26 protein-coding genes are annotated in these 26097 nt (G+C 64.0%); 14 read left to right on the top strand and 12 right to left on the bottom strand.

All coding sequences use genetic code 11. From position 1 onward, the window contains the following. Positions 1-12: 12 nt before the first annotated feature. The 4 genes from LB552_RS22465 to LB552_RS22480 all read right to left on the bottom strand — a co-directional run bounded on the left by LB552_RS22465 (position 13) and on the right by LB552_RS22480 (position 2517). Complete coding sequence (locus tag LB552_RS22465) at positions 13-312, bottom strand: hypothetical protein (protein WP_224607809.1); 300 nt, start codon at positions 310-312, stop codon at positions 13-15. Between the two features lie 102 nt (positions 313-414). Beyond that, the gene (locus tag LB552_RS22470; RefSeq protein ID WP_224529651.1) at positions 415-831 is read right to left on the bottom strand and encodes a TadE/TadG family type IV pilus assembly protein; all 417 of its coding nucleotides are present in this window, start codon (positions 829-831) and stop codon (positions 415-417) included. Continuing rightward, entirely contained in the window at positions 821-1270 is a 450-nt protein-coding gene (locus tag LB552_RS22475; RefSeq protein WP_224548500.1) for a TadE/TadG family type IV pilus assembly protein, read from the bottom strand. Before LB552_RS22475 ends, LB552_RS22470 begins: the two co-directional genes overlap by 11 nt. Beyond that, positions 1267-2517, bottom strand: a complete 1251-nt coding sequence (locus tag LB552_RS22480) for a pilus assembly protein TadG-related protein (RefSeq protein ID WP_140845415.1) — start codon at positions 2515-2517, stop codon at positions 1267-1269. The genes LB552_RS22475 and LB552_RS22480 overlap by 4 nt, the downstream gene beginning before the upstream one ends. Positions 2518-2797: 280 nt before the next feature. On the opposite strand from LB552_RS22480, the gene LB552_RS22485 reads away from it, so the two are divergent. Further along, positions 2798-4015 carry a TadE/TadG family type IV pilus assembly protein gene (locus LB552_RS22485; RefSeq protein WP_224607815.1) on the top strand — a complete coding sequence of 406 codons (1218 nt, stop codon included), beginning with the start codon at positions 2798-2800 and terminating at the stop codon, positions 4013-4015. Between the two features lie 39 nt (positions 4016-4054). Here LB552_RS22485 and LB552_RS22490 read toward each other — a convergent pair whose 3' ends face one another. Further along, positions 4055-4285 (bottom strand): hypothetical protein, encoded by a 231-nt coding sequence (locus LB552_RS22490; protein ID WP_140845461.1) that lies wholly within the window; start codon positions 4283-4285, stop codon positions 4055-4057. 72 nt (positions 4286-4357) lie between these two features. Further along, on the bottom strand, positions 4358-4591 hold the full coding sequence (locus LB552_RS22495) for a polymerase (RefSeq protein ID WP_140845413.1): 234 nt from the start codon (positions 4589-4591) through the stop codon (positions 4358-4360). Between the two features lie 380 nt (positions 4592-4971). Here LB552_RS22495 and LB552_RS22500 point away from each other — a divergent pair, with 380 nt between their 5' ends. The 4 genes from LB552_RS22500 (at position 4972) to LB552_RS22515 (ending at position 9207) form a co-directional block, all read left to right on the top strand. Continuing rightward, positions 4972-5352, top strand: a complete 381-nt coding sequence (locus tag LB552_RS22500) for a cupin domain-containing protein (protein ID WP_224607817.1) — start codon at positions 4972-4974, stop codon at positions 5350-5352. Positions 5353-5621: 269 nt separating this feature from the next. After that, entirely contained in the window at positions 5622-6884 is a 1263-nt protein-coding gene (gene dinB / locus LB552_RS22505; protein ID WP_224610331.1) for a DNA polymerase IV, read from the top strand. Positions 6885-7108: 224 nt separating this feature from the next. Then, positions 7109-8347 carry a patatin-like phospholipase family protein gene (locus LB552_RS22510; protein WP_224610333.1) on the top strand — a complete coding sequence of 413 codons (1239 nt, stop codon included), beginning with the start codon at positions 7109-7111 and terminating at the stop codon, positions 8345-8347. Positions 8348-8502: 155 nt separating this feature from the next. Further along, on the top strand, positions 8503-9207 hold the full coding sequence (locus LB552_RS22515) for an SDR family oxidoreductase (protein ID WP_224610335.1): 705 nt from the start codon (positions 8503-8505) through the stop codon (positions 9205-9207). 38 nt (positions 9208-9245) lie between these two features. Here the strand turns inward: LB552_RS22515 and LB552_RS22520 are convergent, their stop codons facing one another. Both LB552_RS22520 and LB552_RS22525 read right to left on the bottom strand, forming a co-directional pair. Then, a complete protein-coding gene (locus LB552_RS22520) occupies positions 9246-9476 on the bottom strand; it encodes a hypothetical protein (protein WP_224610337.1) in 231 nt (76 codons plus the stop codon). 154 nt (positions 9477-9630) lie between these two features. Beyond that, positions 9631-10074 carry an SRPBCC family protein gene (locus LB552_RS22525; RefSeq protein WP_095768273.1) on the bottom strand — a complete coding sequence of 148 codons (444 nt, stop codon included), beginning with the start codon at positions 10072-10074 and terminating at the stop codon, positions 9631-9633. A 574-nt stretch (positions 10075-10648) separates the two neighbouring features. Here LB552_RS22525 and LB552_RS22530 point away from each other — a divergent pair. From LB552_RS22530 to LB552_RS22540, 3 genes are read left to right on the top strand one after another with little or no spacing between them, the layout of a single operon-like run. Then, on the top strand, positions 10649-12073 hold the full coding sequence (locus tag LB552_RS22530) for a family 16 glycosylhydrolase (protein ID WP_224610339.1): 1425 nt from the start codon (positions 10649-10651) through the stop codon (positions 12071-12073). 12 nt (positions 12074-12085) lie between these two features. Next, positions 12086-13831: a type I secretion system permease/ATPase gene (locus tag LB552_RS22535; protein WP_224610341.1), complete on the top strand. Its 1746-nt coding sequence runs from the start codon at positions 12086-12088 to the stop codon at positions 13829-13831. After that, entirely contained in the window at positions 13828-15144 is a 1317-nt protein-coding gene (locus LB552_RS22540; RefSeq protein WP_224610344.1) for an HlyD family type I secretion periplasmic adaptor subunit, read from the top strand. Before LB552_RS22535 ends, LB552_RS22540 begins: the two co-directional genes overlap by 4 nt. A gap of 116 nt (positions 15145-15260) precedes the next feature. Here the strand turns inward: LB552_RS22540 and LB552_RS22545 are convergent, their stop codons facing one another. Genes LB552_RS22545 through LB552_RS22560 form a run of 4 tightly spaced genes read right to left on the bottom strand, consistent with a single transcriptional unit; the run spans position 15261 to position 20318 of the window. Continuing rightward, positions 15261-17039 (bottom strand): ABC transporter ATP-binding protein, encoded by a 1779-nt coding sequence (locus LB552_RS22545; protein ID WP_224529679.1) that lies wholly within the window; start codon positions 17037-17039, stop codon positions 15261-15263. Further along, positions 17036-18055, bottom strand: coding sequence for a glycosyltransferase family 2 protein (locus LB552_RS22550; protein ID WP_140845403.1), 1020 nt, complete (start codon positions 18053-18055; stop codon positions 17036-17038). The genes LB552_RS22545 and LB552_RS22550 overlap by 4 nt, the downstream gene beginning before the upstream one ends. Further along, positions 18052-19161, bottom strand: a complete 1110-nt coding sequence (locus tag LB552_RS22555; RefSeq protein ID WP_224610346.1) for a glycosyltransferase family 2 protein — start codon at positions 19159-19161, stop codon at positions 18052-18054. Before LB552_RS22555 ends, LB552_RS22550 begins: the two co-directional genes overlap by 4 nt. Before the next feature lie 2 nt (positions 19162-19163). Next, on the bottom strand, positions 19164-20318 hold the full coding sequence (locus tag LB552_RS22560) for an acyltransferase family protein (RefSeq protein ID WP_224610400.1): 1155 nt from the start codon (positions 20316-20318) through the stop codon (positions 19164-19166). A 457-nt stretch (positions 20319-20775) separates the two neighbouring features. On the opposite strand from LB552_RS22560, the gene LB552_RS22565 reads away from it, so the two are divergent. The 6 genes from LB552_RS22565 to LB552_RS22590 all read left to right on the top strand — a co-directional run bounded on the left by LB552_RS22565 (position 20776) and on the right by LB552_RS22590 (position 26049). Next, the gene (locus LB552_RS22565) at positions 20776-21654 is read left to right on the top strand and encodes an ABC transporter permease (RefSeq protein WP_224610401.1); all 879 of its coding nucleotides are present in this window, start codon (positions 20776-20778) and stop codon (positions 21652-21654) included. Next, positions 21651-22493, top strand: a complete 843-nt coding sequence (locus tag LB552_RS22570; RefSeq protein ID WP_224610348.1) for an ABC transporter permease — start codon at positions 21651-21653, stop codon at positions 22491-22493. The genes LB552_RS22565 and LB552_RS22570 overlap by 4 nt, the downstream gene beginning before the upstream one ends. Then, positions 22490-23632, top strand: a complete 1143-nt coding sequence (locus LB552_RS22575) for an ABC transporter substrate-binding protein (protein WP_140700384.1) — start codon at positions 22490-22492, stop codon at positions 23630-23632. The genes LB552_RS22570 and LB552_RS22575 overlap by 4 nt, the downstream gene beginning before the upstream one ends. Beyond that, entirely contained in the window at positions 23625-24785 is a 1161-nt protein-coding gene (locus tag LB552_RS22580; RefSeq protein ID WP_224610350.1) for an ABC transporter ATP-binding protein, read from the top strand. The genes LB552_RS22575 and LB552_RS22580 overlap by 8 nt, the downstream gene beginning before the upstream one ends. Before the next feature lie 201 nt (positions 24786-24986). Then, entirely contained in the window at positions 24987-25232 is a 246-nt protein-coding gene (locus LB552_RS22585; RefSeq protein WP_224610351.1) for a DUF1127 domain-containing protein, read from the top strand. 238 nt (positions 25233-25470) lie between these two features. After that, positions 25471-26049: an OsmC family protein gene (locus LB552_RS22590; RefSeq protein ID WP_224529713.1), complete on the top strand. Its 579-nt coding sequence runs from the start codon at positions 25471-25473 to the stop codon at positions 26047-26049. Positions 26050-26097: the final 48 nt, after the last annotated feature.

The following is a 26097-nucleotide window of genomic DNA, read 5'->3' on the forward strand; positions in this document are numbered from 1 at the left end:
TTTTGCCGGCCATCAAGCGGAAGGATTTGGATCTTCCGTGCCATCAGTCTCGGTCGGCGTGTCGGTTGCCGTCTCCGGCTCCTGACCTTCGCCTGAACCGGTCGGGGAAAGCACGGTCAGGTCCATCCGGGCGATCCGGGACGCGGATTTTCCTTGGGCATTCGGCTCGCCGATGTCCGCCTCGAAGACCGAGGCTTTCGCGAGGTGGCCGACGCTTTCGGCGCGCTTGCCCGGGAAAGTTTCCGACGCCTGGGGTCTGCTCGCTTGATGCACGGCGCCTGGGCCGTGCTGGCTTCCAACAAGCGAGGTCATGGCTGCGCTCCTGATATTGGATGACAGCAAATCCCTAGCATTCCTGGCTGGCGCCAGCCTTGCAGCTTTTTAGAGAATCCTAAGGTACATCCGTTCGTCCCTCTAGCTGCTGACCAGGGGCACGGCTACCGAGGTAGTGTAGCTGATCGGGTAATTGCTGAAATAGGGAAAGCTGATGACAAAGGCATAGCTGGCGTTGACGTGTGCCATGCGGAACCCGCCGCTCGCCGGATCGGTGGTGATGGTGACGTTCACATTCCGCAGGCCAAGCGCCTGAAGCTTCTGTGTGGCGATGGCCTGGATGTCGGCCTGCGTCAGCGTGTTGTTGAGCTGCAGGGAGCGCGCCGAGGCTTCGAGCGCGTAGCGCACGCTGGATACGCTGTTCATCGACCAGCCGAAGGCGAAGATGCCGAACAGGAGCATGATGAGAAAAGGCGCGACCAGGGCGAATTCGAGACCGGCGCCGCCCGCCTCATTAGCCGCAAATGCCGAAAGCCGGAGCCTTTGTTTAGCGCACACGGACCACCTGCACATGGCCGATCGCGGTATTGTCTGGGTATGGACCAAAGGTGAAGGGCGGGATCCAGGTGCCGGATGCCTGAATCTGGACGTAGACGGACGGCGCTTTCGGTCCACTGCATAAGGTCGACGCATCGACCACGGTGGTCCCACACTTATAGATGCGACTAATCGTAACCTGCGCGTCGGAAGGCTTGTTCTCCCAGCTCGCCAGCGCGACAGTCTGGGTCGCGCTGTCGTCAGCGGAGCCAGCCATCACGAGGTTGGCCGCCGTTTTCACACCGGCGCGCATCGACAGCGAACCCGCGACATAGGACCAGCCGTCCATGATTCCGAGCAAGGCCGCGCACAAGACAGGCAAGACAAACGCGAGTTCCACCGCGGCGATGCCCGATTCATCGCGAATGGCCGGCATCAGTCGACGGGCAGCGGATTTCACTCTACCACCGCAACCGCCTGAGCGGCCGGGATGTCCTTCATCCCGAGGCTCGAGCAGTCCTGGTTGATGGTCGAGTTGCCCGACCACTGGATGGTGTCGGCAACGACCTGGGTGCAGCCATTCACGCCCGAGAAATTGCCGAGATAGTTGACCTGTTGCCTGGGGAAGTAGATTGCGCCGGTCAAAAGCGAAGTCGCGGTGCCGTTGAAGGTGCTCTGCGCGGCGGTCCCCGTCCGGTCGCCATAGAACAGCACGCCGGAATAGGTGCCCGTAGTCGGGGCGGCCAGCGTCACGGTGGCGTTGCCGTTCATGCTGACAGTGTTGCTGCCGGCCATGAAGATCGTAACGTCGCTGCCTTGGATGACGGCACCCGCATTGATCTTCAAGTCGCCCTGGACGACGTAGACACCGGGGGAAAGCGTGATGTTGCCGTTGAGGCTCATGCCGCTGCAGTAGGTCCCGGGCTGGATCGTTTGCGTCGTCTTGTTGCCGTTGATCTTCTGGCATGGGGTCGTGGTCGCGGGAGCCGGCAAGCTGGCGAACGGATCGGCCGCCGGCAGCGCCTGGGTGATCGGGGCCTTGCAGACCATCGGCACCGGATTGTTCAGCACGACGCCGCCGGCCGAAATCAGGCAATCGGCCTGAAGCCCCGCCGACCCCTGCACCTTGATGGCATCGTTGGCGATCGAATTCGCCATGATGACGCAGCCGGCCAGTTTGACGCTGGTGCTGCCGGAGAAAAGTGCTGCCTGGGAGGCCGACGGATTGAGCGCTTCGATGCAAGCTTTGGAGGCGTCGGTGATCAGCGCCACCGCCCTCGCCCGCTCCGGTACTTTTGTCTGAGTGAAGATGGACGTGAAGATCCGGTCGAGATCCTGGTTGAGGATGACCTCGACCGCCTTCTTGGCCGTGTTCGGTCCCGACGCCGGCGGGGTGTTGACGACAATGGTGCCCGCACCAAGGCCATTCGAGGCGGCCGATGACGCGGCGGCGGCGGTGATGGCATCCGTGTTGGATCCGGCGATCTTTTCCAACGCGCCGGCATAGGCGGCCGCGTCGGCGATCGCCTGCAGCTTCAGGCTCGAATAGTACCAGTAGGAGGTCTCGACGCCGAGCCCGGCGCCGCCGACGACGACCGGCAGGGTGAGCGCGAAAATGGTGGCGACATTGCCGCTCTTGCCTTCGCAAAAGCGTCGAGAGCCGCGTCGAGAAAAAAGATTTCTGATGAACCGACCTGAAAAGGCCATGGCCGAGCGCACCCAAGCTATCCCAGCCGTTACGTCATCATCGCCGTATGAACGAATGCCTAATTATTTCGCTCGATTTTTGCCGGTGGGACCCTAGCGCTCCGCTGCCCCCGCCTTGCGCCGCACACACTAAGACTTAAGGCCTATAAAGGCTCGGACTTAAGGTCTAAGCGTCGGTAGAACCATGCATTTTAGCTCTCTCTGCATTTTATCTATTTTGGAAATCGTCCGTAGAGACGGCGCGCATATCACTCTCGGACATACGATGAGGGCGAACTCCATGTTGGGACGTTTTTTGGCATCGAGGCGCGGCAACTTTGCGATCGCAGCCGCGGTCGCCATGGTGCCGCTTATGCTTGGCGTGGCGGCATCCATCGATCTGATAGGCACGAGCGACGACGCCGCGCAGTTGCAGAACTCGCTGGACGCGGCCGGCTTGGCGATCGGCACGAAATACCTGCCAGGCATGTCGGCAAGCGACGTGCAGCAACTCGGCCAGACCTTCTTCGCCGCCAATATGAGCGCAGCCGACGCGCAGGAACTATCGGGCAGCCTCGCCGCCTTCCAGGCCAGCGCGAGCGGCGATCCGGGCGCCTATTTCATTTCGCTGTCGTCGAGCATCAGCCGGCCGGCCTTCATCAGCGGCATGCCGGCCTGGCAGGCGACGCGCACCGCCTCGGTCAAGCTCAAGCCCGGCGCGCAAGCCTGCGTGCTCGCGCTCGATCAGCACGCCGACGGCGCGGTCAACCTGCAGGGCTCGACCAATGTGGCGATGAACGGCTGCGTGATCGCGGCCAATTCAGACGCGCCCGACGCCGTCAATCGCGGCGGCTCGGCGATCGTCAGCGCCGGCTGCGTCTCGACAGTCGGCGGCACGCAAGGGCTGACGCCGCCGAACGCCACGCTTTCCTGCGGCGCGCCGCATGAGAACCAGTATGCTTCGTTCGATCCGCTGGCCGACGTCGTTCCTCCCGCCTATACGCTGTGCCTGCCGGTGCCCAATGGCAAAACGGTGACGCTCTCGCCGGGTACCTATTGCGACAAGACCTTGTCGGGAAAGATCACCCTCAATCCGGGCACCTACATCATGCGCAATGTCACCATAAAGCCGGGCGGCAACGGCAGCCTGAGCGGCCAGGGCGTGACGATCTTCCTGATGGAGAACTCACAACTCTATATCAACGCCAACGAGCAGGTGAACCTGTCGCCGCCCACCAGCGGCCCCTACGCCGGAATCACCGTCTACCAGGCTCACGGCAACACCCAGGCGCTGACGCTGAACGGCGGATCGGGCTCCGTGGTCAGCGGCTTTATCTACGCCCCGGACGCCGTCATCACCTATGCCGGAAATTCGGACATGAACGCCCAGGGCAGTTGCCTGCGGCTGGTCGGCGATACGATCTCGATGACGGGGAACTCGGCCGTGAAGTCGGATTGCACGGCCGAACTCGGAGGCCGGGCGGCGTATGCGGGCCGGATGATCACCCTGGCGAAATGAGCACCAACCTCCTCCGCCAGGAGGAGGACGAGATTGCGCCTAGCCGACAATATCCGCGCCCGCTCGCTCGTCGAAGAGCACGGCGCAGCCGCGCTTGAGCGCGACCTGTGTCAAGGCGTTGGCCGCGTCCTCATCCGACGAGACGAAATCGCCGGTCAGGACGCGCAACTCCTCGACGGCCCTCGACATCGGCACGATACGGCCGGCCGAACGGTCGCTCACGCAGGCGTCGATGACGCACAGAAGATCGATGAGTTCGAAATTGTCCATGGCGGCCTCCGCCAGCGCCATCCCTTCGCTCCGTCAACGGCCCGGGGCGCGGACTGGTTCCCGCGCCCGGCTTCATCCGCGCGGCCTGGCGGGCGCGAGCTTGAGATCGAAGCGGGCCGGCAGGCATGGCTCGAGGCAGGCTCGGCGCAGCGATCCGGTCGCAATCGTATCGACCGGGAGAAGGATCACCATACGGGCCTGGCGCTCGGGCCAGAGCGGCCTGCCGAAAACGAAGAAGACGCCGCCGACCAGGCCGGCCAGAAGCAGTGCGGCAAACAGATTGGCGATCATCTTACCGGGTTGCACGGCTGGCAACTCCAGGAGCGGTTTCAGGGGAAAGGCGTGCCCGCCATATCGCAGGAATAGCGGGCACGCCGTGGTCAACCGCCGATGAAGGGACTTTGTCCGGCGGCTTGCTAGCCAATGATTTTGGTGCCGTCGTTGTTTCCTGAAAATAGGCGTGTCGGGCCTCTGCGTTCGTGCGATGGGACTTCGGTCCGAAGATGGCCCGGGACCGTCGCCCGAGGGTCTGGAATATCCGCCTTCCACGACAATGCGCCAAGCGTTCGGCTGAGCTCGCGGTCACCTCAATTAATTAGCAATCGCTCATAATAAGGCTTATGAATACACTCGCGGTCGCCGACGATCGCAACGTCAGGCGCCGCTTCACACATGGGAGGGATACCATGGCCGAAGTTGCAATGAAGGTGACGAAACTCGAATCCAAATCGCACAACAATCCTGACGAGGTCCGCGCGCCCGCAAAGACGCGTGTCGAGATCGTCCGGCTCCCAGGCTATACGCTCGGGCGGATGAACATGCAGCCGGGCTGGAGATGGTCCGAATGCGTGAAGCCGGTGGTCAAGACCGACAGCTGCCAGGTCTCGCATGTCGGCTATGCCGTGTCCGGCTCGATCACCGTACGGATGACCGACGGCACGCAAAAGACCATCGAGGCCGGCACTTCCTACACCATCCCGCCCGGCCACGACGCTTGGGTGGAAGGCAACCAGCCGTTCCAATGCATCGAGGTGCTGAGCGCCGAAGAATACGCCAAGCCGGCATAGCGCAGACAGTCGCAATTTACGTTCAGAGGCGAAGGAGGGATCGCCTCGCGAGGCGATCCCTCCTCAGCCTGCGGCGGCATGTCCCGCGCAAAGGTCATTCGCACAACCGGCGTTCTATCTGTGGCTGCGCCCCAGTTGTGGAAACCTGCACGGCCAAGCGTGGTGGCTTGACAGAGAGCTTCTTTTGTTCTCTTTATGTTCCGTTAATTCCCCTTACAAAAGACGCAGCTAATGCTGCAATGCCACACAAATGGCCATGGGAGCGCGCGATGGCCGCCACGAACACCGCCGCGGCCGCCACCATCCTGCATGCCGACCTCGACGCCTTCTACGCCTCGGTCGAGCAACTGCTCGATCCGTCATTGCGTGGCAAGCCGATCGCCGTCGGCGGAGGCGTGGTGCTGGCGGCCTCCTATGAGGCGAAAATCTTTGGCGTGCGCGGCGGCATGCCGGGCCGCAAAGCGCGCGAGCTCTGCCCTCAGCTCATCTTCGTCGGCGGTCATTTTTCTGAATACCAGCGCCTCGGCGACGCCGCGATCAAGGTGCTCGACGATTTCACGCCGGCGGTCGAGCGCATCTCGATCGACGAGGCTTTTGCCGACGTCGCCGGCTGCACGCATCTGTTCGGATCGCCGCAAGAGATCGCGCGAAAAATCCGCGAGCGGGTGAAGGCCGAGCTCGGTCTGCCGATCTCGATCGGCGTGGCAAGGACGAAGCATCTGGCCAAGATCGCCTCGCAGGTAGCCAAGCCCGACGGGCTGGTGGTGGTCGAGCCCGACAGCGAGCTCGCCTTCCTGCACGACCTGCCTGTCACGCTGATGTGGGGTGTCGGCCCGGCGACCAAGGCCAGGCTGGCCGAGATCGGTGTCGAGACGATCGGGCAATTGGCGCGCACCCATAGCGGGGCGCTGGAGCGGCTGATCGGCCATGCCGCCGGCCAGAAGCTTGCCGCGCTCGCCTGGAACCGCGACCCGCGAAAACTCGAGGCACACCGCCGCGCGCATTCTGCCGGCGCGCAATCGGCGCTCGGCAGGAAGCCGGCAGTGCCGCGCGTCTTCGTGCCGACGCTCCTGCATCTGGCCGACCGCGTGGCCAGCCGGTTGCGCGCCAAGGACCGGCCCGGGCGCACAGTGACGGTGCGGGTTCGCTTCGCTGATCTGCGCGCTGTGAGCCGCTCGATCACGCTCGACCAGCCGATCCAGGCGACCGCGATGCTGGCGGAGATCGCCGAGGAACTGGTGCACGGCGTGCTTGCCGCCCATCCGGGCGAGAGGGACATCTCGCTGCTCGCCATCTCTGTCTCGCATCTGGAGGAGCATGCCGAGCTGCAGCTCGAACTGCCGCTCGGGCTGGCGGACGAGAAGCTGAGGCCCGGCAGCCGCAAAGGCCTCGCGCGCTTCGGCGCCGACCGGGCGGTGGACAAGATCCGCCAGCGCTTCGGCAAGGAGGCGGTCGGCTACGGCACGGTAGCGCTGGAAGGTCCGCGCTCGGTGCCGGACGGGTTTAGGGAATTGGCCGAAAAGGAGCTGTGAGTGGCTGAGGCATCTCCTCTGGCGCCATTGGAGATTGACGAAAGCCTACGCGCCGTCCGTGCGCTGCGTACCAACCGCTTCGGGTAATCTCCCCGTCCGTCGGCGCGGGCCGATTTCCAATCTGTGAAGTTACGCGTTCCCCCACTTGCAAGAATGTCGGTGCTGGGCTCGATTGCGCATAGCCAGGCTTAAGGACGCCGGACGGACAGGCAAAGGGGGCCGCGATGGAGCCGATTGCGGCTGGATCACCACCGGACGCGGATGGCAGCGCGCCCGAACGCTATGATCTCGGCCTCTGCCTGTCGGGCGGCGGCTACCGCGCCATGCTGTTTCATGCCGGCGCGCTATGCCGCCTCAACGAGGCCGGGCTGCTCCAGAAGCTCGACATGGTAAGCTCGGTCTCGGGCGGCTCGATCGCCGCCGGGCTGCTGGCGGTGCTTTGGCCGCGTTTCGCCTTCGTCAACGGTGTCGCCGCCAATTTCGATATCTATCTGGACAAGATACTGGAGTTCTCGCAAGTCTTCCTCGACGCGCCGTCGATCTTCAAGGGCCTGCTCAACCCGTTTTCGAGCGCGGCGCGCGAAGTCGCCGCCTGCTACGAGAGACATTTGTTCGACGGCTCAAGGCCGATGCTGAAGAGCCTGCCGGAAAAACCCTGGTTCGTGTTCTGCTCCAGCAATCTCGGCACAGGCTCGCTGTTCCGGCTGTCGCGGCGCTACATCGCCGACTATCGCATCGGCGTCGCCTACCAGGCCGACCTGCCGGTGGCTCTCGCGGTTGCCGCCTCCTCGGCCTTCCCGCCTTTCCTGTCGCCGCTGCGGCTCGACCTCACGCCCTTCGCGTGGAAGAACGACAAGCTCGACCCGAGCGTCGGCCCGCCGGTGCCGCCTTCGCGCGCCGTGCTTACCGATGGCGGCGTCTACGACAATCACGGCATCGAGCCGGCGCTGAAACGCTGCCGCTGGCTGCTGGTCAGCGACGCCGGCGCGCCGTGGCAGGCTTCGAGCGCCGGCTACCGAAACTGGTTCTCGCAGTTGAAACGCGTGCTCGACACCACCGACAACCAGGTGCGCTCGCTCAGGCGCCGGGATCTGGTGGCGCGCTTCCAGGCGGCCAAGGACGCCGACGATCGTGGCCTGGCCAATGACGCGACCCAGCCCGGCTATGCGGCGACGCGCGGCGTCTTCTGGTCGATCGCAAGCAAGCCCGACACGGCCGAGCCGACCTTCGTGCAGACCGCCGCCACCGCACCTGCCGATATCGGCACCTCGCTGCATTTCCTGGGCAGCGAAGAGACGGTCGATTTGGTGAACTGGGGCTATTGCGCCGCCGACCAGGCGCTGCGGGGCTGGTACGAGCCGGCAGTGGCTGCGGGCAAGGGCGTGCCGCTGAAAGCGGGCGACGTGAAGCCCGGCCGCTGCGCTGTGGTGTCGAAGACGCTGATGAGTATGTTCAAGGTTTGAGGGTGCTCGAACTGCCAATTTCCCCCTTGTGGGGGAGATTGGCAGTTCCGCCGCCTTCGCCAATTATCAATCGCCTTGGCGCAATCCAATCCGGTTCATCCCCTGCCCTGCGCATGCTAACAGGGTCAACCCAAACACCCGGGATGGACAGCGACATGGCGATAGACAAAGTAGCTTTGGTGACGGCGGGCGGCAGCGGCATGGGCGCAGCGGCGGCCAGGCGCCTGGCGGCGGACGGATTCAAGGTCGGCGTGCTGTCCTCTTCCGGCAAGGGCGAAGCGCTGGGCAAGGAGCTCGGCGGCTTCGGCATCACCGGCTCCAACCAGTCGAATGAGGATCTGAAGCGCCTTACCGATGGCGCGGTGGAACGCTGGGGCCGCATCGACGTGCTGGTCAATAGCGCCGGCCACGGGCCGCGTGCGCAGATCATCGAGATCAGCGACGAGGACTGGCACAAGGGCATCGACACGTATTTCCTCAACGCCGTGCGCCCGACCCGGCTGGTGACGCCGGTGATGCAGAAGCAGAAGGGTGGCGTTATCATCAATATCTCGACCGCGTGGACGTTTGAGCCGAGCGCGATGTTCCCGACGTCGGCCGTGGCGCGCGCCGGGCTTGCCGCCTACACCAAGATCTTCGCCGACACTTATGCCCCCGACAACATCCGCATGAACAATGTGCTGCCGGGCTGGATCGACAGCTTGCCGGCGACGAACGAGCGCCGCGACAGCGTGCCGATGAAGCGCTACGGCACTTCGGATGAGATCGCCGCGACGATCTCGTTCCTGGCCTCGGACGGAGCCGCCTACATCACCGGACAGAACATCCGCGTCGATGGCGGCATCACAAGAGCAGTGTGAAAGGAGCGGTGTGAGGCAAAGAGGACGCCGCCCCTAGATCATCCGGGTCTGCGGGAATTGAGCACCCACAGAAAGGCTATCGAAGCCACCAGGACGATCGAATTGCCGACCACGATGTTCCAAAAACGTGTCGGATCGTCCGCCAGAGCGACCCAATGCCACTTGCCGCGGACTTCGCCTGTCTTGATGCCGCAGGCAATGTTGTAGATCGCGATGGCGGCGAGCGCCGCCATCAGGACAAACAGGTCGTTGTTCTTGTTGCGATCCATGGAAGCGGCTTTTAACAGCACTTGGTGAAATTTTGCTTACCTTGGGTAAGGCGGCGCCGGAAGACCGACCGCCGCCCCCTCTCATCTTGACGCAATTCCAGAAGTTACGGCGAAGGCGCCGGAACCTACGCACTTTTCCTGGAATTGCTCCGACTTACTGGTTGATCTCGGGCTCGACGAGCTTGGCCAGGTTGCGCAGCGATTCCTGCCAGCCGAGATAGCAGGCCTCGGCGGGGATGGCGTCCGGGATGCCGGCCTGGGTGATGTTGACCTCGGTGCCTACCGAAACCTTCTTAAGGATCACGGTCACCTCTATCTGGCCCGGCAGGTTGGGATCGTCGAAGCGGTCCGTGTAGCGCAGGCGCTCGCTCGGAACCAGCTCGACAAATTCGCCGCCGAAGGAATGGCTGTCGCCGGTGGTGAAGTTGCGGAAGGACATCTTGTAGGCGCCGCCGACCTTGCCCTCGAACTCGTGGACCGTGCAAGTAAAACCGTTTGGCGGCAGCCATTTCGCCAGCGCATCGGCCTCGACGAACGCGCGGTAAACCTTCTCCGGCTTAGTCGCCAGGACGCGGTGCAGTTGAATGGTGCTCGGCATGTCTCGATATCCTCTCTTCGTTGATCGATGCCCCAAGGACGGGCAGCCCTCAGCCGATCCGACAGAGGCTGTCAAATTTTGTAGCGCGCGGCTACCCTGCCACCCTTGCAGCGGAGGCTGCGGACGTGAGCGCTTCGATCAGGCTGGGCATCGTCGGTGGCGCGGGCTGGCTGGGCGCAATGTGACGCGATGTGCGACGTCGTTGGCCACCGCTGTTCGTTCGGTCGATCGCTTTTGTCGAGCAAACCGAAATCGGATTCCGGCTCGAATATCCAACGTCGAACATATGGCGACTCAGCCCTTGCTCACCGCGCGCAGCCGCGCTGGTCGATGGCGGTCACGCGCGGCATCTTGCCCATATTTCAGCATGAGCCTCGCAATATTGAGTAAAATTGAGTAATTCGAGGTGTAATTATCCCGCATAAATTGTATTAGAAACCCCTTGTTATGTCTATTTCTAATCATTATCGATCAGCGGTAATTTTTTATCTGTACTGTGACGCGAATCCTTGGAACCATAGGCCGGCTTGCAGGTTGGCCTGAAAATCAGCCGCCACCAAGAAAGGAGTGTCCGATGAGTTTCGTCGTCAACGCGGTAGGCGTTCCTCTTTATTATAGCGGCGCTTCCAACCATTGGTTTTCGGCAACGTCCGGACCGACATTCAACGGCAGCAGCGGCAACGACTCAATCTGGGCCTCCAGCGGCGTCAACGTCACCATGTATGGCGGCCAAGGCGACGACATCTATTACCTCTATTCAGCGGGCAACAAGGTGGTCGAGTACGCCGGACAGGGCATCGACACGATCAGCACATGGATGAGCTACACGCTGCCGGACAATGTCGAGAATCTCGTCGTCACCAACGCCCACAACTATGCCTTCGGCAATGCGCTGGACAACATCATCACCGCCAAGGCGGGCGGCCAGACGATCGACGGCGGGGCGGGCAACGATGTGCTGATCGATGGCGGCGGCGGCGCGGATGTTTTCATCATCGCGAAGGGCAACGGCAGCGACTCGATCGTCAATTTCGCCTCGAACGATGCTGTGCGGCTCGATGGTTACGGATTCACTTCGTTCGCCGCCGTCCACAATGCCATGATCCAGGCGGGGCCTAATGTGGTGCTGAACCTCGGATCGGGCGAAATCCTCGAATTCAAGAACACCACGATCGACAAATTCCAGCCCAACCAGTTCCAGCTGCCGATCGACAAATCCGGCATGACGCTGTCCTTCAGCGACGAGTTCAACACGCTGAACCTGCACAACAGCCAGGGCGGCACCTGGGATACCAACTTCTGGTGGGGGGCGCCGAACGGCAGCACGTTAACGCGCAATGGCGAGCTGCAGTGGTATATCGACGCCAATTACGCCCCGACCAGCTCGGTGCATCCGTTCAGCGTGCAGGACGGGGTCCTCACCATTACCGCGGCGCAGGCGCCGGCCGACATCAAGCCGCTGATCAACAATTACGAATACACCTCCGGCATCCTGACCACGCATGACTCCTTCTCGCAGACCTATGGCTATTTCGAAATGAGGGCCGACTTGCCGGAACACGCCGGCGCCTGGCCGGCCTTCTGGCTGCTGCCGGAAGACGGCTCCTGGCCACCGGAGCTGGACGTGATGGAGATGTACGGGCAGAAACCGAATTCGCTGCTGATGACCGCGCACACCAATCAGACGGGCCAGCACACCACGGTCGGATCCACCGTGAACGTCATGGACACCGCCGGCTTCCATACCTATGGTCTGCTGTGGACCCCGGACAAGCTGGTCTGGACCTATGACGGCGTGCAGGTCGCGCAAGCGGCGACTCCGTCGGACATGAACAAGCCGATGTACATGCTGGTCGATCTCGCGATCGGCGGACAAGCCGGCGCGCCGCCCGACCATCTCACCACGCCGGCCCAGATGAAGATCGACTATATCCATGCCTATACGCTGGATGAGCTGCAGCAGAGCCATTTGAACGTCACGGGCGAACACACAGCCTAGGCGGTCGAGCCAATGTCACAGGAGAGCGCTCCGGGTGCGATCAGGCAGGCCGGCGTGCGGCCGATGTTCCTGCGCGCCGTAACCGATGTCGGGCTGTTTTCGCTGCTCATCAACCTTCTGCTCCTGGTCATCCCGCTCTACCTGCTCCAGGTCTATGACCGGGTGCTGCCCTCCTCCAGCGTCGAGACGCTCGTTTATCTGTCGGTCATCGCGGTCGCGGCGCTCGGTTTCCTCGGCTTTCTCGACGCCGTCCGAGCCGTCTACACGCAGCGCGTCGCGGCGACGGTCAATGACAGGCTTGGCGCCAGAGCGTTCGCCGCTTCGCTCGGTTCCGGCAATGCGCCGTCGCCGCTCACCGACCTTGCCTCGGTCTGCGCCTTCATCCGCTCGCGCGGTGTCTCAGTGCTGTTCGACCTGCCCTTTGCGCCGGTCTTCCTCGCCCTGCTCTACCTGATCCATCCGCTGTTGTTCTGGGTGACGCTCGGCGGCGAGGCGCTGCTCGTCGTGCTGGTCTTTGCCAACCAGCTTGCCATCGGCAGGAACGATGCGCTCTCGGCGGAGCGTTCGGCCTTGGCCAGCCGGGCCGAGCAGGTCTTTGCCCGCAACGCCGACACGCTGCGCGCCATGGGCATGGTGGAAAACGCCGCGCGCGCCTGGGGCCGGCATGTGGCGGAAGCGCTTGTTCTGCACGACCGTTCGGCCGGCGCCAACGCCGTCTTCAGCGGCGCTTCGAGAGCGCTGCGCATGATGCTCCAGCTGGCGATCCTCGGCACCGGCGCTTGGCTGGTGCTCAAGGGCGAGATGACGGCCGGCATGATCTTCGCCTCCTCGCTCGTGTCGTCGCGCGCGCTGCAGCCGCTCGACCAATTGATCGGCTCCTGGCGGCAGCTCGGTGAGGCGAGGCGTGCCTGGACGCGGCTGGGGACCGCACTCGCGGCGCAACCGGCAGAGACGCGCAAGCTCGTCTTGCCCGACCCGACCGGTGCGATTTCGGCGCAGGATCTTTTCTTCATTGCACCAAATGCCGCCTTTGGCGTCGAACCGATTCTCAAGCGATTGAGTTTCGCGATTCAGGCCGGCGAAGCGGTGGCGATCGTCGGCCCGAGCGGTGCCGGAAAGTCGACGCTGGCGCGCCTGCTCGTCGGAGCCGCCCAGCCGAGCGGCGGTACGATCAGGATCGACGGCGCGGAGCTCAGGACGTGGGACGAAAACCAGCTCGGCCGGCATATCGGCTATCTGGCGCAGGAGATCGAGCTTTTCCCCGGCTCGATCGCCGACAACATCGCCCGCTTCGACGCGCAGGCGGACGACGCCGCGATCGTGGAAGCGGCAAAGCGCGCCGAGGCGCATGAGCTGATCCTTTCGCTGCGTGACGGCTACCAAACGATGATCGCCGGGACGCTGTCGGGCGGCGAACGGCAGCGGATCGGACTGGCGCGCGCTTTCTACGGCAATCCGCGCATCCTGGTGCTGGATGAGCCGAGCACGCATCTCGACGGCGCTGGAGAGACGGCACTGGAAACGGTGCTCGCGGCGGCCCGCGCTGCGGGCGTCACCACGATCGTGATCACGCATCGCCCTTCGATCGCCACCGCTTGCGACCGTGTGATGGTCTTGCGCGGCGGCGCGATCGAGGCGTTCGGACCGAGCGCCGAGGTGCTGCGCCAGCCGGGCAAGCAGCGGAACACGGTGGTCACAGGATCGTTCGCGCCGACCATCCGCGCCTCACACGGCATCGCCACGGGCCCTGGACGATGACGCAGAGCCTCATCCTCGACGGCCGCCCGCGCACCGACTTCCGGCGCACGGCCTTCGCCGGCTATGCGGCGATCGCGCTGATGGTCGGCGGCTTCGGTTATTGGGCGGCGAGTGCGCCGCTGGCAGGCGCGGTGATCACGCAAGGCACGATCGCGGCGACCAGCGGCAACATCCTCATCCAGCATCGCGAGGGCGGTATCATCAGGCAGTTGCTGGTGCACGAAGGCGACCGCGTGCGGGGGGGCCAGGACCTCATCCTGCTCGACCGGACCGCCGCGGAAGCCGATCTCAACCGGCTGACAAGACAATGGATCGCGCTCAAGGCAAGCGCGGCGCGGCTGGAGGCCGAGCGCGACGGCCTAGCCACGCTGGCGCCGATCGCCGACCCCGCGCCGGCGCCGTTCCAGCAGGAATTCGAAAACCTCATCCGCGAGCAGCAGAAGGAATTCGACGCCAGGCTTGCGCGATTCCGGTCGGAGCAGTCGATCCTGGCGCAGCGCGTCGCCATGCATCGCGAGTCGGTCAAAGGGCTGAACGCGCAGAAGGCGGCAATCGAGCAGCAGGCCGAGGTGGTGAAGAAGGAGCTCGGCATCAAGACCGACCTTCTGAACCGGGGCCTTACCGACCGCAGGGAATATTCGCAGCTTTTGCGCTCGGAGGCCGACCTCGTCGGCCAAGCCGGCGCGCTCGAGGCGGACCTCGCCTCGGCCAGCACGCAGATCGTGGAAGCGGAGGCGCAGACCGAACGCGCGACCACGCAGCGCGTCGAGGAGGCGCTGACGAAGCTCGACGATGTGCGCATCAACCTCGCCGACATCGAGGAGCGGATGCGCGCCGCGCAATCGGTGCTGAAGCGCACGACAATCACCGCACCGGCGGCGGGCATCGTCGTCTCCTCGACCTATAATTCGCAAGGCAGCGTGGTCGCGCCCGGCGAAAAGATCATGGAGATCCTGCCCACGACCTCGGGCCTGGTGGTCGACGCCAGGCTGCGGCCGAAGGACATCGACCAGGTGCATGTCGGCCAGCAGGCAAAGCTCCGGCTGTCGGCGCTCAACGCGCGCCTGACGCCGGAAGTCCCGGCCACGGTGAGCGAGATCTCTGCCGACCGGTTGATCGACGAGGCCACCCACGAACCCTATTTCCGTGCCAGGCTGAAAATCGCTGATGCCCTGCCCCCCGGCGTGAAGGCGGACCAGCTCTATCCCGGCACCCCGGTCGACGCCTTCATCAGCACCGGCAACCGGACCTTCTTCGAATATCTGGTACGCCCGATGATGGACTCGTTCGCACGGGCGTTCAGGGAAAGGTAGGGCAGCCCTTCCGGCCGCCTCGGAACGCCGCTTTGCGCCAGAACCGTCCTCGCTTCGGCACATAGCAGGAGGAAGTGATGACGAAGAAGATGCGGGCGAGCCCCTGCTCGGGCTCCTCACTCCGGCCGATACAACTCATCCATACTAAGCTTCGCCATCTCAGTGAACGGCGCCTGTTTCTTCACTCTACCATGCTCCAGGATCACCAGGTCGTCGCAGAACGAGATCGTGCTGCGGTGGTGGCTGATGACGATCGTGGTGCGGCGGCCGGCGCGCGACTTCAGCGTCTCGACGATCGCCGCTTCCGAAAGCCCATCCACCGCGTTGGTGGCCTCGTCGAGGATCAATATGTCGGGGTCGCGTACAAGAGCGCGGGCGAGCGCGATGCGCTGCCTTTGCCCGGCCGAAAGGTTCACCCCGCGATAGCCGACCACCGTCTGGTAGCCTTGCGGTAGCGTTTCAATGAAGCCGTGCGCCTCGGCAAGCTCGGCGGCGCGGCGGGCCTCCTCGAACGTCGCCGTGTCCTTGCCATAGGTGATATTGTCGAGGATCGTACCGTCGACCAGCTCCAGCTCCTGGCTGGCCAGAGCGATGTGGCGGCGCCAGTCGGCCGGGTCGATCTCGCCGAGCGGCGCGCCGTCAACGAGGATCTTGCCTGCATCCGGCTCGACGAAGCGACAGAGCAGGTTGACGATCGTCGTTTTGCCGGCGCCGGAGCGGCCGATCAACGCCGTCGAGTGCCCGCTCACGATGTCGAAGCTCGCCGCGTGCAGCACCGCCGCGCGCTGCTCCTCATTGGCATAGCTGAAGCTCACGCCCTCGAAGGCGATTTTTTTCGTTAAGGTGGCGAACTGCCGGCTGCCCTCGGGCGGCGCGGGCTTGCCATCGGGATCGAGCAGCCAGGTCACCTCTTCCAGCGAGCCGGAAAGACCCTGCAACTGGCTCCAGGTCATCTGCAAGGCTCTGATATGCGGCTGCAGGCGGTAGAGCAGGATGAGGAAGGCGGCGACCAGCGGGAAACTCAAGCCCGCAAGCCAGGCGCCGATCACCACCGCCAGGAACAGCATGGCGTGCAGAACTTCGGTCAGCGGCCCCAGCGCGCCCTGGCGGTTTGAGAGCAGGAAGGCCGCGCGCCGCACGCCGTCGGATGCCTTTTCGAACGCCGCCTTCTCACGCGCCTCCTGGCCGAAGATGCGGATCAGCCGGCCAGCATGGACGAGATGCAGCATTTGCGAGGCCAAGGCGCTGTTGCGCGCCGAAACATTGCGGCTGGGTGCCCTGAGATGCGCCGACAGCGCCATATGCGCCGCTTGCACCAGCGCCAGCCCCAGCATCACCAGGAGCGTCATCGGCCACGAGAGCAGCAACAGAAAGGCGAGCAGGATGAGCGCCGCCGAAGCGCTGACGATCGCGCTGAGCATACCCTGGATGGCATCCGACGCCCGCCAGGATTCGCTGGAGATGATGTTGAGCAAGCGGCCCGGGCTTTGCCTGAGAAAGAAGGGATAGCCGACATTGAGCAGCCGCTCGGCCAGGGCGCCGCGTATCGCTTGGCTCGCCTTGCCGTAGATATGAGCGGTCAGCACCGAATTGGCGAAGGCGAGCAGGTTCTTGAGCAGGATCGAACCGAGGATCGCGGCCGAAATCGCAATCAGCCGCTCACGCTCGCCTAGCCCGGCGCCGACCTTCTGCAGGAGAGCGGAGAGGCCGGCCATGCCGGTCGTCTCGCCATGGCCCATGATGATGCCAAGCAGCGGGATGATCAGTCCGATGCCGAGCCCTTCGAGCGCGGCACTTGCAAGTCCGAGCACGACGACGACGGGCATCAGGCCGAGCTGACGCCGTCCGAGCGCGCGCTGCAATATCGACAAGATAGGGGCTTTGGGTTCGATCATCGCGCGCCGGCCTCGGCCCTGGCCTCGGTGGTTTCTTGGGCGGGCCGCTCCTGCCGGTCAGGCCGCCCGGCCAGCACCAGGGCCATGAACTTCGCCGCGCCCGCCAGGTTCATCAGCACGATCGGCCAGTGCGACAGGCTGAGCTCCTGGTCGAAACGCGGACCGCCGAAGAGCTCGCGCGTGGCCGCCCGCGTTGCCCAGTAAAAGTGACGAAGCAGCCACGGGGCGCGGCGCATATGTTTCAGGCAGAGCGCACCGTTGCCGAAATGATAGTCGCGGTGCAGCCGTTCGATCGCCCCGCGGTCGCGCCTTCCATGATGGTGGAAGATCGTCATATCCGGCACATACTCCACCGCCATGCCGGCCAGCATGGCGCGCACCAGGTAATCCGTATCCTCGGCCGAGCGCAGCGCTCCGCCGGCGCCGAAGCGTTCGTCGAAGGGACCGATCAAGGCGGCAACATCGCGATGCATGGTCATGTTGCAGCCGAGCACGAAGCCGCCCGGATGGACGGCGCGCGTCAGCCGCTTGCGCTTTTCGCAGCGATTGATGGTGAAGGGCAGGTCCCCGGCGTCGCCGATCTCGACGCGGCCGCCGCGGATCAGCCATTTCTCGCCACTCGCATAATGCCGCTCGAGATCGACGAGATAGTCGCGGTCGAGCCGGCAATCGTCGTCGACGAAGACCAGCACGCGCCCGCGCGCCCGCGCCATCCCGGCATTGCGCGCCGCCGCCAGTCCGGGCCGTGGCTCACAGATAGCCGTCAGCGCTATATCGGACGCTGTGGCGATCCGCGAGAGATAGTCGGCCGTACCGTCGCGCGAGCCATTGTCGACCACCACCAGCTCGGCGGCGAAGGCAGGATGCGTCCGGCAGGCGGCGCGGATCGAATCGATGCAGGACTTCAGCACCGCCGCGCGATCACGCGTGCAGACGATGAAAGAGACCTCAGGCCGCTGGTTCGGGCCGGGGGGCGAGCGTAGATGCTGCAGCAGCGGATGGCGATCGGCGTTCATGCCGCCCCCATCCGATAAGGCGCAAGCACGGACGCCGCCGGCGCGGATTTGAGGCGATAGGCGACCCAGTCCGCGCGTTTGCCAGCCCATATCGAAGCCTGGCTCAGCCAGGGCGCCCAGGCGCCGGCGCGCAGCGCGTATTTCTCGCGGCGGCGGATGACGTCCCACTTCGCCGTCAGCGTCAGCAACTCATGCGCCAACGCCGGCCGCTGCTGGTCGTTGACGAGCTGGTAGAGGAAATAGAACAGGTTCAGCGCGCCGGCCTCGAAGCTCGGCCGCGATGCGGCCGGCAACTCGGCGACCCGCTCCTCCAGGCTGCGGATGAACGCGGCCGCGCGGTGCACAGTGTCGAACGAAACACTATCGCCAATGGCGCGCAGATCCTGCGTTTCGTCCGCCAGCCCCTCGCGCTCGAGATTTTCGCCGACAATCCGGAGGTGCGTGCGCCGCATCTCGCTTGTATGCAAGCTGGTCACGCTGCCGGGATGCAGGCGGTAGACGAGCAGGCTTTCCGGCATCAGCGCCGCCGGATAGCGGTCGGCAAGCCGCCGGAAGAGATCGAAATCCTCGGCATGCCGGTAGCGGCCATCGTAATGCAGGTCTGCCTCGCCGATGACCCGGCGGTTGTAGACCACCGTCGGGTGCATGAAGATCGTGAAGAACTTCGACAGCACCGGAAGGAGACCGAGGCGGAACACCGGATCCACCCTGCCCCGTGCGACGCGGCCGTGCAGCAGCGTGTCGACAAGCGAGCCGCAGAAGCCGAGTTCGGGCCGCGCGGCAAACAGCGCCGCCTGGCGCGACAGGCGCCAAGGATAGGCAAAATCGTCGGCATCCATCCGCGCCACCAACTCGCCCCGGGCGATTGACAGCCCCTCGTTGAGGCTGGCGACGAGGCCGCGATTCTCGCGCGAGATTATGGCTACGCGGCCGTCCGCCTTGCGGAAGCGCTCCAGGATTTCCAGCGACCTGTCGGTCGATCCGTCATTGATGGCGATGATTTCGAGCCGGTCGTAGTCCTGCCGCAGGATCGATTGGATTGCAGCGCCGACATAGAGCTCGGCATTGTAGATCGGCAGCACGACGGAGATGAGCGGGCGTATCATTGTCAGCTCCGGTCCGTCGGCTGCAGATCGAGCGCCGCTTCTGCGCCGGGATATGTGGCGCCGAACCGCCGGGTCTCGCTCGGCGCACGAGCGCGTGGCCGCGCGATATAGGGAAAATAGCGCTTGAAGCTGTTGAGCGGCTTTTCGAACAGCACCCAGGACAGCGAGGCGACAATCAGCGTGGCGGCGCCCGCGACCAGGAAGCGGCCCGGCCCCTCCTCCGAGACGTTGAGCGGGATCCACGGCTGCGCCTTTACGGTGTAAGCGAGGAGGATCGCGTGATAGAGATAGACGCCGTAGCTGATGCGGCCGAGGAAAAGCAGCGGAGGCAGTTCGGCCAGCCAGCCGAGCGTGCCGGGAAGGCCGTTCGAGCACATCGAGACGATCGCCACCAACGGCACCAGCGGCAGCACCTGCACCAGGAGCCAGCGCGGCCATTCCCATGTCGAGTTCGCCGGCCCCGGATCGGACAAGACGACGAGTAGGAAGAGCGCCACGAAGGCCGGCCAGCCGAACCGCATCCAACGCGGCACGCCGGCGCCCCTGGCGCGACGTACGGCAAGCAGCGCGCCGCAGGCAAGCGCATCCATCGAGGCCGGCGGCAACAGGTCTCGGGCCAGCGCCGGGTTGGCCGCGATCGGCCAGTAGAAGCGGTAGGCGAGCGAGAAGCAGATGAGGCCAATGGTGATCGCCTCGATGCGCCTGCGCGGCGCCAGGAGCACGATCAGCGGCCAGGCGATGTAGAACTGCTCCTCGATGCTGAGGCTCCAGAAATGGCAAAGCAGCCAGGGCGTCCAGTCGTTGCGATGCGCGTACCAGAAGTTCGACAGATAGAGCGCGTGCCAGATGAGCGACGATCCAGCCTGTTCAAGATCGGTAAACCAGACGAAGGCCAGTACCGCGAAATAGGGCGGGAATATTCGGATCGCGCGCCTGGCATAGAAGGAGCGCAGCGCCGATCCAGCCGCGAATTGGTCGGCGTCGCGCGCCTCCAGCAAAAGCCTGGTGATCAGGAAGCCGGAAAGCACGAAGAACAGCCGCACTCCGAGATGACCAAGGAAGGACGTGCCGCCGGGCGCGAAGAAATGCGAATAAAGCACAAGCGTGACGGCAGCAGCCCGGAGCGCGTCAAGCTGGAGGTCGCGACCGCCGGGCATCATTCGCAACCGCTGGTGCTGACGACATGGCCCGGGCCGGCGGCCGCAACATCCGTGCCGGTCAACGGAAAACGCAAGCGTGCCGACTCCTAAACCGTATATTCGCCTACGCTAAAGGACTGCGGCACAAAATGGTGCGGTGCAACACAGAATAGTTATCAGCCTGAATGAAAACGTGACCGTTCGTTCCAGGAATTGCCACGTCTATGCCGCTATTCTGCCTTTTTTGACGAAGCGGCAGGCTCCAACCAATGCGGATGCATCAAGCTCTTCGAAGCTGCTGGAGAACCGCTCAGACAACGCCACAATGTACCCCGGCGACATACCAAAAGGGGTTACCCTCCTCGCTTCCATCTCTCTGGCTCAATCACCGCCTGTAGACATCGCGGCGGCAATGAAACAATCTTCACTGCGGGAACATAAGCGCGTCGAAGAAGGCGCCTACCACCGGGTACGCATGAAGAATCGCTGGACCTTGTACGATCCGCGCCTGGCCTGGATGCTGGTTGCACCGGTGCTCTTGCTGCTGATCTTCTTCCTGGTGCTGCCGATCGCGGTGATGGCGGCCTATACGTTCTTCACCTTCGTTACCGCAGGCGTCGAAACCAGCGCGCTGACCACCGCCAACTGGCAGGAATTCTTCAGCGACAGTTATTATTCCGGCTTCCTGCTGAAGACGTTGAGGGTCGGCGTCATCACCGCCCTGCTCTGCGGCGTGCTCGGCTATTTCCCGGCCTATTTCATCTGGGCCACGAGCTTCAGGCACAAATGGCTGCTCTTGCTCCTGCTCATCGTGCCGTTCTGGATCAGCTTCACCATCCGCACCTTTTCCTGGATCAACATCCTGGGCGAACAGGGCGTCATCAACGTCGCGCTGCTCAAAATGGGCATCATCAACGAGCCGCTGCCGATGCTCTACAACGAAGGCGCGGTGATCCTGGGACTGCTGCACTTCCTCCTGCCCTACATGATCCTCAACGTCTATGTGAGCCTCGAGGGCATCGACCGCACGCTGATCTCGGCGGCCCGCTCGATGGGCTGCACCAGCGCGCAGGCGTTCCGCGAGGTGACGTTGCCCCTTTCCTTGCCGGGTCTCGCGGCGGGCCTGCTGCTCTGCTTCGTGCTGGCGGCCGGCAGCTATGTGACGCCGCAGCTCTTGGGTTCGGGCCGCGACGCGCTGTTCGGCAATTTGATCTACGACACCATCATGAGCGAATTGAACTGGCCAATGGGCGCAACGCTGTCGATCGTGCTGTTCCTCGTGCTCGGCTTCTTCGCCGCGATCTACACCCGCTACATGGGCATGTCGCAGATCGTGAAGGGGTTGGGCGGATGAAAGCTGCGCGACCGAACAAGGAAGGCAAATGGGCCTGGCGGCTGACCGGCTTCGTCACGGTCTGCGTCTACGTTTTCATGTTCGCGCCGATCGTGGCGACCGTCATCCTGTCGTTCAACGCCTCGATGTTCGGCGGCTTCCCGATGACCGGCTTTTCGCTGCAATGGTACGCCAAGCTGATGAATAATGACGCGGTGCTGACGGCCTTCCGCACCTCGCTGTGGATCGCGCTGGTGACGGCAGCCGTCACCACAGCAATAGGCGTCGTCACGGCCTTCGCACTGGCGCGCTTCGACTTCCGCGGCAAGCAGGCGCTGAGCACGCTTGTGATCCTGCCGGCGCTGGTGCCGGAAACCATTCTCGGCGTCGGCCTTCTGGTGCTGATCAAGGCGATCGACCAGCCGCGCACCATGCTGCTCCTGGTGCTCGGCCACATCCTGCTTGCGGTGCCTTATGTGGTGCTGATCGCGCAGGCGCGCATGGTGGGCATAAGGCGCGTCTATGAGGAGGCGGCGCTTTCGCTCGGCGCCTCGCGCTTCTCGTCCTTCCGCGAGATCACGCTGCCGCTGCTCATCCCGGCGGTCGTCGGCGGCGCGCTGCTCGCCTTCACCATTTCGTTCGACAACACGTCGGCCAGCCTGTTCTGGCGGCCGGCTGGAGTGGAGACCATGCCGACGCAAATCCTCTCGATGCTGAAAATCTCGATCAGCCCGGAGATCAACGCGCTCGGCACGGTGATGATTGTGGTGACCGTCGGCATCCCGCTGATCGGCGGCCTGCTGATGCAAAGCCTGACAAAACTGAGAAGACGCGGCGAACCCAAGGAGGAAGCACGATGAAACTGACCACCACCAAGCGGCTGGAGCGGCTGCACGACCGCTATGTCAACGGCGATCTCAGCCGACGGACGTTCCTGAGCCTGACCGCGGCTGCCGCGGCCTCGGCCGGCCTCTCCATGCCGTGGATGAGCCGGGCGCTTGCCGCGGTCGAGCAGGTGCGCTTCGACGGCTGGGGCGGAACGGTGCAGGACGCGATCGACAAATATGCCTTCCAGCCCTACACGGCCAAGACCAAGATCAAGGTGGTCCAGGGCACGTTCGGCGACGAGAACGAGATCATCACCAAGATCAAGACGGCCAAGCCAGGCGACTTCCAGATCGTCCATTCGTCCGGCGTCAATTACTACATCAAATATATCAATGCCGGGATGAACTCGGAGATCAACGAGGCCAACATTCCCAACATGGCGAATGTGCTGCAGCCGATGATCGAGCCGTTCCGCAAGCTGACGCCGAAGCTGTCGGCCGTGCCTTACGATTATGGCACGACCGGCATCGCCTACAACACCAAGGTGATCTCGCCGGAGGAAGCCAAGGAAAAGGGCGCCGCACTTCTGCTCGACAAGAAATATGCCGGCAAGGTCGGCGGCTATTCCGACATGACCACCCGCGTCTGGTATGCGGCTCTCGCCACCGGACAAGATCCAAACAATCTCAAGGACATGGACGCGATCTGGGCCAAGGTGCGCGAGACGCGCGATCTCGCCAAGAAGTTCTGGAGCTCCGGCGCGGAGTTGATGGACCTGCTCTCCAAGGGCGAGATCGTGGTGACCGATGCCTGGTCGGGCCGCGTCGCGGCGCTGCAGGACCAGGGCCACCCGATCGGCTATCTCGATCCGGCCGGCTCCTATGCCTGGATGGAGGACATGCTGATCCTGAAAGGCTCGCCGATGGCCGAGTGCGAGGAGCTGATCAACTTCATGCTCGATCCGGCGACCTCGATCGCGGTGGCCGAAGGCCAGAGCTATCCGCCGTCGCTCGACCCGAACAAGGTCAAGCTGACCGACAAGATCGCGAAGCTGCCGGCTTTCGATCCGACCGGCACGATGAAGGCGTTGACCTTCGCCGATCCGGTCTATTGGGCGACCAACGAGGACGCCTGGACCAAGCAGTGGAACAGGATCTCGAAAGGTGCCTGACAGCCAGGTCACGACACTCAATCCCCGGCCGGCCTCGGCCGGGGCGGAAGGCGCGAGCGCGGCCGCCGGGGCGAACAACCCGGCGGTCGAGTTCCGCAACATCGAGATAGCCTACGGCAAGTTCGTCGCGGTGCGCGATTTCTCGCTGTCGATCGGCAAGGGCAGCTTCGTCACGCTGCTCGGCCCTTCGGGCTGCGGTAAGACGACGATCCTGCGCTCCATCGCGGGGCTGGTCGATATTTCTGCCGGCCAGATCATGATCGGCGGCCGGCGGGTCGACGACGTGCCGATCTACAAGCGCAATATCGGGCTGGTGTTCCAGAGCTATGCGCTGTTTCCGCACAAGAGCGTATTCGACAATGTCGCCTTCGGGCTGAAATACCGCAACGTCGCCAAGCCCGAGATCAAGCGCAAGGTCGGCCAGGCGCTCGATATGGTGCGGCTGCCGGGCAGCGAGAAGAAACTGCCCTCGCAATTGTCGGGCGGCCAGCAGCAGCGCATTGCGCTGGCGCGCGCCATCGTCTTCGAGCCGCAGGTGCTTCTGCTCGACGAGCCGCTCTCGGCCCTCGACGCCAACATGCGCGAGGAGATGCGCGTCGAGATCAAGAAGATCCAGAAGGAAACCGGCATCACCGCCATCTTCGTCACGCACGACCAGGAAGAAGCACTGTCGATGTCGGACCGCATCGTGGTGATGAATGCCGGCTCGGCCGAGCAGGTCGGCACGCCGGAAGAGGTCTATGAGCGGCCGGCCACCGCCTTCGTCGCCGACTTCCTCGGCAAGGCCAACATGCTGTCAGGCACGGTGAGCCGATCCGACGGGCCGACCATTGTCACGCTCGCCGGCGGCCAGACGATCAATGTCCTGTCACCCAGGCCGCTGCCGCAGGGAAGCGCCGTCACCGTGGTGGTGCGGCCGCAGAAACTCGCGGTGGGCGCCAAGGCGAGCGCCAACCGGTTGTCAGGCCGGGTCGTGTCGGCCTCCTATCTCGGCGGCAGCGCCATTTACGAGGTCGACATCGGCGGCAAGGCGAACATCCGCGCCAACGCCCCGATCGACGGCCGGGTGCTGCGCGAAGGAGAAGCGATCGAACTCGGCTTCGACGCCGACGACTGCGTCTTGCTGGACGAGGCCGGGCTGCGGATTTCCTGAGATCGCGACAGGGCGGCGCAAAGCATCGGGCTGCCCGCGATCCAGTCCGGCTTCAATCAACCCCAGCCGGCTGGGCGTCAGTCCCGAAACCTCCATTTCCACGGCAATTCGACGCCCGTTCCAACGCTCGTTCCCTCGGTCATGGGCGACAAGTCCGCCATCGACGACGCGAAATAGTCGCGCCGCAAGATGGAGACAACGATGACGACGTTGGAACGTACCCCTTATGAAACCGGCCGCGCGCGCCCCGGTCCGATCGGCTTTGCCGGTCGTGCGCTCCGACTTTTTTACCGTGCAATGAGGATGCGCAGCGACCGCGCCGCCATGCGGGCCATGCCCGATTATCTGCTCAAGGACCTGGGTATCGCCCGTTCTGAAATCGATCATTACACCTCGATGCGCTACGCCTCCGACACCGACGGGATGAACATCCGCAACGCCCGCTGACCGCCGATAGCGATCGTCGCCACGCCCTCGACAGGCCCCCGGGCTTTCGCACGCCCGGGGCTTTTGCGTTCCGGCGCATTCGGGTCAAGACACTTCGTTACAAACGATACGTCCAACGCAATTTCCACGGTAGGCGTATGAAAAATTCCACGGTCGCATCCACTCTCGTTCAAACGCTCCATCGGCAAACAGAGGCCGTCACGGCAACCAAGCCGCAAACGAACCTTTGGAGATGAAGATGCAACCCAACACCAAACCTGCACGGCTTCCGCTCAATGGCGTCGACACGCCGAACCTTTTGGCGACGATCAACTTCGTCGCCGGGCAGCCGGAGCTCGCCAAGTTCCAGTTCCGCGCTCACAACGAGTGGATCGAGGGCACGCACAGCAAGACCGTCATGAACGGCTTCTTCGGCGCCGGCCAGGAGCAGAAGCACGAGAAGCCGCATTATGCCGATGCCGATCATCCGGCGATCTTGTGCGGCGCCGACAACGCGCCGACCCCGGTCGAGTGGCTGCTGCACGGGCTGGCGGGGTGCCTGATGGCGGGCGTCGCCAACATCGCCGCCGCGCGCGGCATCAAGCTCACCAAGGTGAAATGCTCGGTCGACGGCGACATCGACCTGCGCGGTATTCTCGGCATCTCCGACGAGGTCCGCAATGGTTTCCAGAACATCCAGGTGTCGTTCGAGATCGAAGGCGACGCGCCGGCCGAAAAGCTCCAGCAGCTGGTCGAGCAGTCGCGCGCCCGTTCGGCCGTGTTCGACGTGCTGACCAAGGGCGTGCCGGTCACCGTCGGCATCAAGACCATCCAGTAAGCCGGCCGGCGGTCCGGAGCCGATCCAGGCCGCCTCCCCTCCTATCGA

The sequence above is a fragment of the Mesorhizobium sp. CA7 genome (assembly GCF_020165015.1).
Lineage (GTDB): Bacteria > Pseudomonadota > Alphaproteobacteria > Rhizobiales > Rhizobiaceae > Mesorhizobium.